Source organism: Thalassospira sp. SM2505 (genome assembly GCF_054901115.1).
On sequence record NZ_CM142731.1, the window covers coordinates 4,562,941 to 4,576,146 of the forward strand.

Annotated in this window: 10 protein-coding genes; 9 read left to right on the plus strand and 1 reads right to left on the minus strand. The window is 55.4% G+C overall.

Translation table 11 applies throughout. From position 1 onward, the window contains the following. Positions 1–66 precede the first annotated feature (66 nt). From zapE to ACTU44_RS21360, 9 genes are all read left to right on the plus strand, one after another. Positions 67–1,194, plus strand: coding sequence for a cell division protein ZapE (gene zapE, locus ACTU44_RS21320; protein WP_114097007.1), 1,128 nt, complete (start codon positions 67–69; stop codon positions 1,192–1,194). 578 nt (positions 1,195–1,772) lie between these two features. Further along, on the plus strand, positions 1,773–2,723 hold the full coding sequence (gene mdh / locus ACTU44_RS21325; RefSeq protein ID WP_114097006.1) for a malate dehydrogenase: 951 nt from the start codon (positions 1,773–1,775) through the stop codon (positions 2,721–2,723). Positions 2,724–2,863: 140 nt separating this feature from the next. Next, positions 2,864–4,093, plus strand: coding sequence for an ADP-forming succinate--CoA ligase subunit beta (gene sucC, locus ACTU44_RS21330; protein WP_258548629.1), 1,230 nt, complete (start codon positions 2,864–2,866; stop codon positions 4,091–4,093). A 2-nt stretch (positions 4,094–4,095) separates the two neighbouring features. Then, a complete protein-coding gene (gene sucD, locus ACTU44_RS21335; protein ID WP_336083220.1) occupies positions 4,096–4,971 on the plus strand; it encodes a succinate--CoA ligase subunit alpha in 876 nt (291 codons plus the stop codon). Positions 4,972–5,040: 69 nt separating this feature from the next. Further along, a complete protein-coding gene (locus tag ACTU44_RS21340) occupies positions 5,041–7,953 on the plus strand; it encodes a 2-oxoglutarate dehydrogenase E1 component (protein WP_114097003.1) in 2,913 nt (970 codons plus the stop codon). Positions 7,954–8,057: 104 nt separating this feature from the next. Beyond that, entirely contained in the window at positions 8,058–9,326 is a 1,269-nt protein-coding gene (gene odhB, locus ACTU44_RS21345) for a 2-oxoglutarate dehydrogenase complex dihydrolipoyllysine-residue succinyltransferase (RefSeq protein WP_462097444.1), read from the plus strand. 24 nt (positions 9,327–9,350) lie between these two features. After that, positions 9,351–10,757, plus strand: a complete 1,407-nt coding sequence (gene lpdA / locus ACTU44_RS21350; RefSeq protein WP_462096321.1) for a dihydrolipoyl dehydrogenase — start codon at positions 9,351–9,353, stop codon at positions 10,755–10,757. 204 nt (positions 10,758–10,961) lie between these two features. Continuing rightward, positions 10,962–11,408 carry a methylglyoxal synthase gene (locus tag ACTU44_RS21355; protein WP_114097001.1) on the plus strand — a complete coding sequence of 149 codons (447 nt, stop codon included), beginning with the start codon at positions 10,962–10,964 and terminating at the stop codon, positions 11,406–11,408. A gap of 60 nt (positions 11,409–11,468) precedes the next feature. Beyond that, complete coding sequence (locus ACTU44_RS21360) at positions 11,469–12,395, plus strand: AEC family transporter (protein ID WP_462096322.1); 927 nt, start codon at positions 11,469–11,471, stop codon at positions 12,393–12,395. On the opposite strand, the gene ACTU44_RS21365 is transcribed toward ACTU44_RS21360, so the two are convergent. Continuing rightward, positions 12,342–13,145 carry an RluA family pseudouridine synthase gene (locus tag ACTU44_RS21365; RefSeq protein ID WP_114096999.1) on the minus strand — a complete coding sequence of 268 codons (804 nt, stop codon included), beginning with the start codon at positions 13,143–13,145 and terminating at the stop codon, positions 12,342–12,344. The two genes, ACTU44_RS21360 and ACTU44_RS21365, sit on opposite strands and share 54 nt — an antisense overlap. Between the last annotated feature and the right edge of the window lie 61 nt (positions 13,146–13,206).

The window sequence follows — 13,206 nt, forward strand, 5'->3', positions numbered from 1 at the left end:
AATGCGTCTTGGCGCTATGACAGTTCCCGTTCTGAAGATTCCTTTCACTGCATCCGAGATTTGTTGATGACCGACGGCCCGCTTTCCCGTTATCGCGCGAAAATCACCAATGGTGAGCTGTCTCATGATCCGATGCAGGAACTCTGCGCTGAAAAGCTGCAAAGTCTGAAAAACGCATTGTCGCATTATGAACCGGCAACCGGTACGGGTGGCTGGCGTGAACGGTTTGGTCTGACGCGTCGTCGCGATGAACCGACCCCGCCGCTTGGGCTTTATATTTACGGCGAAGTGGGGCGTGGCAAATCCATGCTGATGGATTTGTTCTATGAAACCATCGACATTGAAAAAAAGCGCCGGGTGCATTTCCACGACTTCATGCAGGATGTGCATGAACGCATGCACCGGTATCGCCAGACCAAGAAAAAGGATGATGCCGACCCGATCCCGCCCATCGCCAGGGACCTGGCCGACGGTGCCTGGTTGCTGTGCTTTGACGAAATGCAGGTCACCGATATCACCGATGCGATGATTCTCGGCCGCCTGTTCGAGCAACTGTTTGAACACGGCGTGGTCATTGTCACCACATCGAACCGTGTGCCCGATGATCTTTACAAGGACGGTCTGCAACGCCAGAACTTCCTGCCCTTCATTGACATGATCAAGCGCAAGCTCGACGTCCTTGAACTGGCCAGCCCGACCGATTACCGCATGCGCAATCTGACGGCGGCAGACGTGTTTGTTTATCCTGTGGCACGCGATGAGGCCGCTGGCAAAATTGACGAAATGTTTGCGACCCTGACGCATGGGGCGCGGGTCGCCCCAGACAGCCTGACCATCAAGGGCCGCAAGATCGAAATTTCCGCAGCCGGTGCCGGTGTTGCCAAATTCACCTTTGATGAATTATGCACCCGCCCGCTGGGTCCGGGGGACTACATTGCCCTTGCCACCCATTTCCATACGATCGTGATCGATTTCATTCCGAAGCTGCCGGACTCGCGCCGCGACTGGGCCAAGCGTTTCGGCACGCTGGTCGATGCCATGTATGAACATAAGGCCAAACTGATCTGTGCCATCGAATGTGACCCGAAAGAGATTTACACTGACGGGGATTATTCATTCGAATTCCAGCGCACCGTGTCACGACTGACCGAAATGCGCAGTCAGGAATATCTCGATATGGCGCATTTGACCTGATTCTAGCTGTCTAGCAGCCGGTCTGTATCCTGTCATTGCGCCATGTCAAAAACGACTCCACCCACCAGAGTTTAAAACCGTCGCAATAATTCGCCGCATGGTCGCACTTCATCAGGCGATTCTTGCGTGAGGCATGTCACAAACGCAAAATCACGCAAAATTCGTCGTATTAGCGTTTTTTCGAATACGTGTGCATCGCATGGCTGATGGCAGTTTCATGCAATGCTGGGGTGGCATAATCATGATCGCACGCCCGAATTCGCAGCAAACGCCCAGACTGCCTTTCCTTTAGGCAGCCCGCAATCGCAAACAGGCTTTGGTTTTGCTGCGCATTCATGCGCGTTCGCAATCGCAACATGAACGGTTTTTAAGCGTTTAGACCATAGTTGCAATAAACCGCGAACCGGCGGTTTTCCTCGTAAAAACAGCGGGGTTTCCCCTTGTAAATCGGAGCGATTCAGTTTACGACACTCGATGTTTACGAACGATTATTTCGCGTTCGCAGGTTTAAATTTTCAATCGCGCTCCCAAGTTGAGTTTCGACCCCCAGGAAGCGTAATAGGGAAGAAGGTAACGGAATGGCCCGCAACAAGATCGCGCTCGTCGGTGCTGGCAATATTGGTGGTACGCTTGCTCACCTCGTCGGCCTGAAAGAGCTTGGCGACGTCGTCCTTTTCGACATCGTTGATGGCATGCCACAGGGCAAGTCGCTTGACATTGCTGAATCCTCCCCCGTCGACATGTTTGATGCCGACCTCAAGGGTACCAGTGACTATAAAGACATCGCAGGCGCTGATGTCGTCATCGTCACCGCAGGTGTTGCTCGTAAACCGGGCATGAGCCGTGATGATCTCATCGGCATCAACACCAAAGTCATGACCCAGGTTGGTCAGGGCATCAAGGAACATGCACCGAATGCATTCGTCATTGTAATCACCAACCCGCTTGATGCGATGGTCTGGGTGATGCAGCAGGCAACCGGCTTCGACCCGAAGAAAGTTGTCGGCATGGCAGGCGTTCTGGACTCGGCACGTTTCCGTTACTTCCTCGCAGAAGAATTCAAAGTATCGGTCAAAGACGTTACCGCATTCGTTCTTGGCGGCCACGGCGACACCATGGTCCCGTCCATCCGTTACTCGACCGTTGCCGGTATCCCGGTTCCTGACCTGATCAAAATGGGTTGGACCACGCAGGAGAAAATCGACGAGATCGTTCAGCGTACCCGCGATGGTGGTGCCGAGATCGTTGCCCTGCTCAAAACCGGTTCTGCTTTCTATGCCCCGGCAGCTTCGGCTGTTGCGATGGCAGAAAGCTATCTGAAAGACCAGAAACGCGTCATGCCGGTTGCTGCTTATCTGAGCGGTGAATACGGCGTTGATGGTATTTACGTCGGCGTCCCGGTTGTTCTGGGTGCTGGCGGTGTTGAGCGCATCGTCGAGATCAATCTTGACGAGTCCGAAAAAGCAAACTTCGACAATTCCGTGAACGCAGTTCGCGGTCTCGTTGAAGCTGCCAAGGGCATGCTCTAAGAACGCGAAGCGGGCTGGTCAGTGACCGGCCCGTTTTTCAATCATTGTTGTTTTTATAACTTCAGTGATCGCGGGCCTCGCAACAAAGTCCCTCCCGCATATACGGGGACATTGAAATCCCGATTTCTGACCCACCGGAAATCGTACGGAAGGCAAGAAAGCGACCGAACATGAATATTCATGAGTACCAGGCGAAAGAAATTCTTCGCAAATACGGTGTGACCGTGCCGAATGGCAAAGTTGCATATACCGCTCAGGAAGCCATCGAAGCTGCCCAGTCCCAGGCTGGTCCGGTTTACGTGGTGAAGTCCCAGATCCATGCAGGTGGCCGCGGTAAAGGCACCTTCAAGGAAGCCAAAGCAGGCGATAAAGGCGGCGTTCGCGTTGTCAAAAGCGTCGAAGAAGTTGGCGTTAACGCTGAACAGATGCTCGGTTCGACCCTGGTTACCCACCAGACCGGTCCGGAAGGCAAAGAAGTCAAACGCGTTTATATCGAAGAAGGCTGCGACATCGCACGCGAACTGTATCTTTCGGTTCTCGTCGACCGCGCTTGCTCGCGCGTGATCTTCATGGCGTCGACCGAAGGCGGTATGGACATTGAAGAAGTTGCAGAAGCAACCCCGGAAAAGATCGTCACCGTTGACATCGATCCGGCAGCTGGCTTCTCGGGCTTCCATGGCCGTAAACTGGCATTCGCCCTTGGCCTCGAAGGCAAGCAGGTTTCCAAAGCTGTCAAATTCATGTCGGCAATGTACCAGTGCTTCCTCGACACCGATGCAGCCATGGTTGAGATCAACCCGCTGGTCGTGACCGGCGAAGGCGATATCATCGCTCTCGATTGCAAAATGAACTTCGACGACAACGCGCTGTTCCGTCATCCGGACATCGAAAACCTGCGCGACGAAGACGAAGAGAACCCGGCCGAACTTGAAGCTGCAAAACACAGCCTCAACTACATCAAGCTCGATGGCACCATCGGCTGCATGGTTAACGGCGCAGGCCTTGCCATGGCAACCATGGACATCATCAAGCTTTATGGTGGCGCACCGGCTAACTTCCTTGACGTTGGTGGCGGCGCAACCAAAGAACGCGTTACCACGGCCTTCAAGCTGATCCTGTCTGACCCGAATGTCGAAGGCATCCTGGTCAACATCTTTGGTGGCATCATGCGTTGTGACGTGATTGCAGACGGCGTTGTGGCAGCAGCCCGCGAAGTCAGCCTGAACGTTCCGCTGGTCGTTCGCCTCGAAGGTACCAATGTCGAACTTGGCAAGAAGATCCTCGAAGAATCGGGTCTGCCGATTGTTTCGGCTGACAACCTTGCCGATGCCGCCGAGAAGGTGGTCAAAGCTGTGAAGGAGGCCGCGTAACTATGGCTGTTCTCGTCGATAAAAACACCAAAGTTATCTGCCAGGGTTTCACCGGTTCGCAGGGCACCTTCCACAGCGAACAGGCAATTGCCTATGGCACCAAGATGGTTGGTGGCGTAACCCCGGGTAAAGGCGGCACCAAGCACCTTGACCTGCCGGTCTTCAACACCGTTGAAGAAGCTGTTCATGTAACCGGTGCGAATGCTTCGGTTATCTATGTTCCGCCGCCCTTCGCAGCCGATGCAATCCTCGAAGCCATCGACGCCAAAGTCGAACTGGCTGTCTGCATCACCGAAGGTATTCCGGTTGCTGACATGGTTCGCGTCAAGCGCGCGCTCGAAGGTTCTTCGACCCGCCTGATCGGTCCGAACTGCCCGGGTATCATTACCCCGGACGAATGCAAAATCGGCATCATGCCGGGTCACATTCACCGTCGCGGTAAAATCGGTATCGTTTCGCGTTCCGGTACGCTCACCTACGAAGCAGTTGCACAGACCACGGCCGCTGGCCTCGGTCAGTCGACCTGTATCGGTATCGGTGGTGACCCGGTCAACGGCACCAACTTCATCGACTGCCTCGACCTGTTCCTTAAGGATCCGGAAACCGAAGGCATCATCATGATCGGTGAGATCGGTGGTTCGGCTGAAGAAGAAGCATGTGAATTCCTGCAGGCTTCCAAAGTCAAGAAACCGGTTGCCGGCTTCATTGCCGGTGTTACTGCGCCTCCGGGTAAACGCATGGGCCATGCCGGTGCGATCATCTCGGGCGGCAAAGGCACCGCGGATGCGAAAATGGAAGCCATGCGTAGTGCTGGCGTTCTTGTTGCCGATTCCCCGGCAAGCCTCGGCTCGACGATGCTGAAGGCTTTGAAGGGCTAATCTGGGTAGTCAGAGGAAAGGCAAGGGGGGGCGTGGTCCTGTCTTGAGGACCATGCCTTCCGACCACAAATGAAACCTCAAGATCTCGACACGATTCTTAACGAGTCGAACGCAACCTACATCGCTCAAATCTATGCCCGGTATCTGGAGAACCCGTCTGCGGTAGACCAGAGCTGGGCAGAGTTTTTTGACGGGTTGCAGGACGACGCCTCCGAACTTCTCGCAGAAATGCGCGGGCCTAGCTGGCAACCACGGGAAACCAAGGTTGTTGGCGGCATGGAGGGATACGACGTCTCACAGGGACATGCCGAACGCCCGGCCCAGGTGGCCTATGCTCCGGCAGCCCTCGCAGCACCTGCGGCTGGTACGGTAAATTCCGACGCCATTCGCGCTGCGGCCAATGATTCCATTCGCGCACTTATGCTGATCCGTTCGTTCCGTGTGCGCGGCCATCTGGAAGCAAATCTGGATCCGCTGGGCCTTGCCCCGCGTGAACCGCACCCGGAACTTGATCCCAAGACCTATGGCTTCACCGAAGCCGATCTTGATCGTCCGATTTTCATCGCGAACGTTCTGGGTCTTGAAACCGCGACCATCCGCCAGATCGTTTCGCTGGCACGCAAAACCTATTGCGGGTCGATCGGTATCGAATTCATGCACATTCAGGAACCTGAACAGAAGTCATGGATTCAGCAGCGGATCGAAAGCATCGGCAACCAGACGCAGTTTACTGCACGCGGCAAGGAAGCCATCCTTGAGCGCCTGGTCGAAGCCGAAGGCTTTGAAAACTATCTGCATACCAAATATGTCGGCACCAAACGTTTCGGCGTTGACGGTGGCGAAGCCCTGATTCCGGCGCTCGAACAGATCCTCAAACGCGGCAGCCAGCTTGGTATCCGCGAGGTTGTCTTCGGGATGCCGCACCGTGGTCGTCTGAACGTTCTTGCCAACGTCATGAGCAAGCCGTTCCGTGCGATCTTCTCGGAATTCATGGGCAACCCGTCCAAGCCGGACGACGTGATGGGCTCGGGTGACGTTAAGTATCACCTTGGCACTTCTGCCGACCGCGAATTTGATGGCAATGTTGTTCACCTTTCGCTGACGGCAAACCCGTCGCATCTGGAAGCTGTGAACACCGTTGTCCTTGGTAAGGTCCGCGCAAAACAGTCCCAGCGCAAAGACGTCAATCGCGAGCAGGTTATGGGTATCCTCCTGCATGGTGATGCAGCCTTTGCCGGTCAGGGTCTTGTTGCAGAAACCTTCGATCTGTCGCACCTCAAAGGCTATCGTACCGGCGGTACGATCCACTTTGTTGTGAACAACCAGATCGGTTTCACGACCAAACCGACCGACTCCCGTTCCTCGCCGTATTGCTCGGACATTGCCAAAGTCGTTCAGGCTCCGATCCTGCACGTCAATGGTGACGATCCCGAAGCAGTGGTTCATGCCGCGCGCATCGCGACCGAATTCCGTCAGGAATTCAAACAGGATGTCGTTATCGACATGTTCTGCTATCGCCGCTTTGGCCACAACGAAAGCGACGAACCGGCCTTCACCCAGCCGATAATGTATGATGTGATCGGTAAACATCCGACCACCAAAGACATCTATGCACAGCAGCTGATCAAAGAAGGCCTTCTGACCGAAGAACGCGCCAAGGAACTGGACAAGTCGTTCCAGGATTACCTTGACGAAGAGTTCAAGGCGTCAGAAAGCTATCGTCCGAACAAGGCAGACTGGCTTGAAGGTAAATGGTCTGGTCTTGCATCCTCGCATGGCGAAGATGCCGACTGGATCGGTCAGACCGGCGTTGACAATGACCTGTTGCAGGAAGTCGGCCGCGCACTGTCCACCCCGCCAAGTGACTTTGACATCAACCGCAAAATCCTTCGTCAGTTGAAGGCCAAAGCGAAGATGTTCGAAACCGGCGAGGGCCTTGACTGGGCGACCGCCGAGGCATTGGCGTTCGGAACCCTGATGTGCGAAGGCACCCCGGTCCGTCTTTCGGGTCAGGATTGCCAGCGCGGTACCTTCTCGCAGCGTCATGCCAAGCTGGTCGACCAGACCTCCGAGGCAAAATACACCCCGCTCAACAACATCCGTACCGGTCAGGCCGAGCTTGAAGTTCTCAACTCGCCGCTGTCCGAAGCCGGTGTTCTGGGCTTTGAATACGGGATCACCCTTGCAGAACCGCATTCGCTGGTTCTCTGGGAAGCCCAGTTCGGTGATTTTGCCAACGGTGCACAGGTCATCATTGACCAGTTCATCAGCTCGGGCGAGGCCAAATGGCTGCGTATGTCGGGTCTGGTGATGCTTCTGCCGCATGGTTACGAAGGCCAGGGTCCGGAACACAGTTCCGCCCGTCTGGAACGTTACCTGCAGCTTTGTGGTGAAAACAACATGCAGGTGGCGAACTGTACGACACCGGCAAACTATTACCACATCCTGCGCCGTCAGATCCGTCGCTCGTTCCGCAAGCCGCTGATTCTGATGACACCGAAGTCGCTTCTGCGTCACAAACAGGCTGTATCGAACCTGTCCGAATTTGCGGCAGGCACGACCTTCAAGCCCGTGATCGAGGAAACCGGCAAGCTGGTGGAAAACAAAAAGGTCAAACGCGTCGTTCTGTCGTCGGGCAAGGTCTATTACGATCTTCTCGCCGAGCGCGAAAACCGTGGCATCGAAGATGTTGCGCTTGTGCGTGTCGAACAGCTTTATCCGTGGCCGGAAAAGGAACTGGCAACGGAACTGGCCAAATACCCGAATGCTGATGTCGTCTGGTGTCAGGAAGAGTCCGAGAACATGGGTTCCTGGTTCTTCGTCGATCGTCGTATCGAAGCCACCCTGTCGAACATCTCGCACAAGGCGGGTCGTCCGGTTTATGTCGGTCGCGCAGCATCTGCTTCGCCGGCAACGGGTCTTCTGAAGGCCCACCTGCGTGAGCAGGCTGAACTGGTCGATGCGGCACTAAGCGTCAAATAACTTTACCGGACGGGCGAGAAATCGCCCGTCCGATACGTTCATTAGAATTCATTCGCATCATGGCAGACCCACACTGCCTGATTGAAAAAACGGTCGAGGAAAAAATGGCGACTGAAGTTAAAGTTCCCGCGCTGGGCGAGTCTGTATCTGAAGCCACGGTGGCAAAATGGTACAAAAAAGTCGGTGATGCTGTTGCTGCCGATGAACCGATTGTCGAACTTGAAACCGACAAAGTAACCGTTGAAGTCAACGCACCGGTTGCCGGCGCTATTGCTGAACTGGTTGTTGGTGAAGGCGACGAAGTCGAAGTTGGTGCCCTGATCGCCATGATCAACGAAGGTGCAGAAGGTTCTGCTGCTGCCGCTCCGGCAGAAGAAAAAGCAGAAGCCGCACCGGCCAAGGAAGAAAAGGCAGCCCCGGCTGCTGCGCCGGCACCTGCTGCTGCCCCGGCTGCGGCAACTTCTGCCAATACCGATCATCCGCTGCCGCCGGCAGTTCGCAAACTGGTCGAAGACAACAATCTGAACCCGGCGGCCATCCCGGCAACCGGCAAAGATGGCCGTCTGACCAAGGGCGACGTCATGAACTATCTTGCTGGTGGCGCACCGGCACCGCGTGCAGCTGCACCGGTCGCAAGCGCACCGGCAGCTCCGAAGCCGGAACGCGAACTGCGTGACGGTGAAGAGCGCGTCAAAATGTCCAAGCTGCGCCAGACCATTGCGCGCCGCCTGAAAGAAGCCCAGAACACTGCGGCCATGCTGACCACTTACAACGAAGTGGACATGACCAACCTTCTGGCTTGCCGTAATCAGTACAAAGACGGTTTCGAGAAGAAACACGGCGTGAAGCTTGGCTTCATGTCCTTCTTCATCAAGGCCTGCACCACGGCACTGAAAGAATGGCCGGCTGTTAACGCCGAAATCGACGGCAACAGCTTCATTTACAAAAACTACTGCGACATCGGCGTTGCCGTTGGCACCCCGCAGGGTCTTGTTGTTCCGGTCATCCGTTCGGCAGAAGAAAAAACCTTTGCCGATCTGGAAAGCACCATTGTCGATTTCGGCAAGCGTGCCCGTGACGGCAAACTCGGCATGGACGAAATGACCGGTGGTTCCTTCACCATCTCCAACGGTGGTGTCTTTGGTTCCCTGCTGTCATCGCCGATCCTGAACGCTCCGCAGTCCGGTATCCTCGGCATGCATAAAACCCAGATGCGCCCGGTCGCAATCGACGGCAAAGTCGAAATCCGTCCGATGATGTATCTGGCACTGTCCTATGACCACCGTATCATTGACGGCCGTGAAGCCGTTTCCTTCCTGGTACGCGTCAAGGAATGCATCGAGAACCCGGAACGCATCCTGCTCGACATCTGATCAGACAAAAGGATCAAAGAACTCATGAGTGAGAACTACGACGTTGTCGTGATCGGTGGCGGTCCTGGCGGTTATGTTTGCGCCATCCGCGCCGCACAGCTTGGTCTTAAAGTTGCCTGCGTTGAAAAACGTGGTGCACTTGGCGGTACCTGCCTGAATGTCGGTTGCATTCCGTCCAAGGCTCTGCTGCATTCCTCGCACCTGTTCGAAGAAGCTTCGGAACATTTCGATACCCACGGCATCGAAGTTTCCAAGCCGAAGGTCAATCTTGAAAAGATGATGGCCCGCAAGGACAAGGTCGTTGACAGCAATGTCAAAGGCATCGAATTCCTGTTCAAAAAGAACAAGGTTACCTATGTCAAAGGTGCCGGCGAGATCACCTCGCCGACCTCGGTCAAGGTTGCCCTTCTTGATGGCGGCGAAGAAACCCTGAATGCCAAGAACATCGTCATTGCGACGGGTTCGGAAGTCACCCCGCTGCCGGGTGTTGAAATTGACGAGAAAACCATCGTCTCTTCGACCGGCGCGCTGACCCTTCCGAAAGTGCCGAAGAAGATGGTTGTCATTGGTGCTGGCGTCATCGGTCTGGAACTTGGTTCCGTCTGGCGTCGTCTGGGTGCCGAAGTCACCGTTGTTGAATTCCTTGACCGCATTCTGCCGGGCATGGATGGCGAGCTGGTCAAACAGACCCAGCGCATCTTTGCCAAGCAGGGTCTGGACTTCAAACTCGGTCACAAGGTTACCTCTGCCAAAACCACCAAGTCCGGTGTGACCCTGACTGTTGAACCGTCCAAGGGCGGCGATGCAGAGGAACTCAAAGCCGACGTGGTTCTGGTTGCCATCGGTCGTCGTCCCTACACCACCGGCCTTGGCCTGGATAAAGTTGGCGTTGAACTCGACGAACGCGGTCGTGTCAAAACCGACGAATACTTCCAGACCAATATCGGCGGCATCTTTGCAATCGGCGATACCATCGTCGGTCCGATGCTGGCCCACAAGGCTGAAGAAGACGGCGTTGCCCTTGCAGAAATGATTGCCGGTGAAGAAGGCCATGTCGATTACGGCAAGGTCCCGGGTGTTGTTTACACCTGGCCGGAAGTTGCTTCTGTTGGCAAAACCGAAGAACAGCTTAAGGAAGAAGGCGTCGAGTACGCTGTCGGTAAATTCCCCTTCACCGCCAATGGCCGTGCGAAGGCAATGGAAAGCACCGATGGTTTCGTCAAGCTGCTTGAAGACCAGAAAACGCACCGTGTCGTCGGCGCGCATATTGTCGGTCCGGCTGCTGGCGATCTGATTGCCGAAGTGGTTCTGGCGATGGAATACGGCGCATCTGCCGAAGACATCGCACGTACCTGCCACGCCCATCCGGCCCTTGGCGAAACCGTCAAGGAAGCCGCACTGGATGCCGGCAAGCGCGCGATCCACATGTAATTGATCAGTTTTCTGATCTGCAAACGGCCGTCCCATTCACTTGGGGCGGCCGTTTTGTTTTGGGGCATCGCCAAGCCGCACAATATGGGCCAAGTCCCATTCCGGCAGGGCAGCTTTGCACATTTGTCCGATGATTGGCGCGTGACGCCAGACGGCATTGCGGATTAGTATGATAAATCAATGCCAAAGGCCGGGAGACCACAAATGACCTTATCCATCGGCGTCGTTGCCCATGATCGTCGCAAACGCGAAATGGCCGACTGGCTGGCCAAGCATCAGGCGAGCTTTGCCAATACCCGTATCTTTGCCACCGGCACCACCGGGCGCGTGTTGCAGGAACGGTTTCCGGACTTTGATATTCATCCGCTTAAAAGCGGGCCGTTTGGCGGTGATCAGCAATTGGGATCGATGATTGCCCATGGGCAGTTGCAGGCCATGTTCTTCTTTACCGATCCGATGACCCCACACCCCCATGATGTGGATGTGCGTGCCCTGATTCGTTTGGCAAACCTCTATGAGGTTCCGATTGCGTGCAACCAAAGCACGGCAGACCTTCTGATCAGCAATCCCCGGTTCGAGGAAATCTGCGAGCAATATCGCAATCATTCCCCCGAACAGGTCTTTGCCGATTACAACAATCGAAAAGTTTGAGGATTGCCGGGGAATATTCCCCCGATATCTGCCCACCCATTTCAGAGCGCCCCGTCCGTCATGCAACTTGCCTATGAACTGATCGCTGCGATCTTTCCGATTTTTGCTGCCATCCTCGTTGGGGCAGCACTAAAGCGCTATCTGATCAAGGGGTCTGACATCTGGGCGGGGATTGACCGGCTGACCTATTACTTGCTGTTGCCATCCCTTCTGATTGTCGAGATTTACCGGGCAGATTTTTCAAGCGGCAATGCCGGAACGGCTGTAGGTGTCACCCTTGCCGCGACGCTTGGAATGTCGGCAGCTTTGTTGCTGCTGCGCCCGTTGATCACACGTGACACGCCCCTGTTCACATCCATTTTTCAGGGATCGGTTCGCTATAACAGCTATGTCCTGCTTGCGGTTGCCGATGCACTTTACGGGGCCGAGGGACTGGCACTTGCCATTGTCTTTGTTGCGGTCATGGTGATTGCCACCAACATGCTCGGTGTTGTCGTCCTAAGTGCCTTTAGCGGCGGCAAAAGCAGCCTGACCCGGATCATCAACGGGATTGTCAAAAACCCGATCATCATTGCCGCTGGTGCGGGTGCGATCCTGAATGTGAGTAACACTCACGTTCCGCTGCCCATCGAAAATACCGCTGCCCTGTTCAAGACCGCGGCCCTGCCGCTAAGCCTGCTTTCGGTCGGGGCGGGACTTCGATTTATCCTGAGCAAAAAGGCCATCTGGGCCATCACATTGGCCACCACCATCAAGCTTGCCATCCTGCCGCTGATTACCGGCATCTGCCTGCATCTGGCGGGCGTTGATGGCATGGTTCTGGCCATGGGGGTGTTTTATGCCGGAATGCCGTGCGCGGGGAATGCCTATATCCTTGCGCGTCAGCTTAATGGCGATCCCGATGCCATGGCATCGATCATCACGCTTGAGACATTACTCTCCGCCTTCAGCGTCGCTATCATCGCCGGTATATTGAGCATCAATTGAGCTCGCATGCGCGGCATAATCCCCGTCATAACCACAGGCTGAAAGCCCGGCCCGCATCAATTCGGGCGGCGGGGCATCAACCACGACCGGGTCGCGATCAGCATGGAACGGCACGATGATCTGACGCGATAACAGCATCAGGGTCGGCGGCGCGCCGAAGATCGGCGGTTCATCCCCGCGTCCATAGAACGGATCCCCGACCACCGGATGCCCGATATGATCAAGATGAACACGCAACTGATGGGTCCGTCCGGTATGCGGGACGAGTTCGAGCCATGTAATGTCCTGACCATCGGCATCCTTGCCGCGTCCCAGTACCTTGTATTCGGTCTTTGAAGGCTGTCCATCTTCGTGGACAACCATTTGCCAGCCGCTTTCATCATTGGTTTTGCCAATCGGCGCATCAATGAAACCGTGATCGTCCTCCATCGCACCACGCACAATCGCCCAATAGGTTTTGCCGATTTTCTTTTCAGTAAACAGGCGGGTGATTTTCTTGGACGATTTCGGATGACGGCACAGCAAAAGGCAGCCCGCCGTATCACGGTCAAGACGATGCGCCAAAGTCGGTTCAGACTGAATGCCGAATTTCAGATCCGGCAGATAGGCATCAACATGAAAATAGGTCTTTGGCCCGCCATGCGACGCCAGTCCCGGCGGCTTGTTCAAAACGATGACATTTGAATCGCGATGCAGGACATGCGCGATGAGGTCTTCGGCAATTGGATGGGGCATGGCTTGGCCTTTCATGTAAGCCCCTGCTTTACCCCATCGGACGGCCCCCGGCAATGCCGATGACGTTTGATCCGGC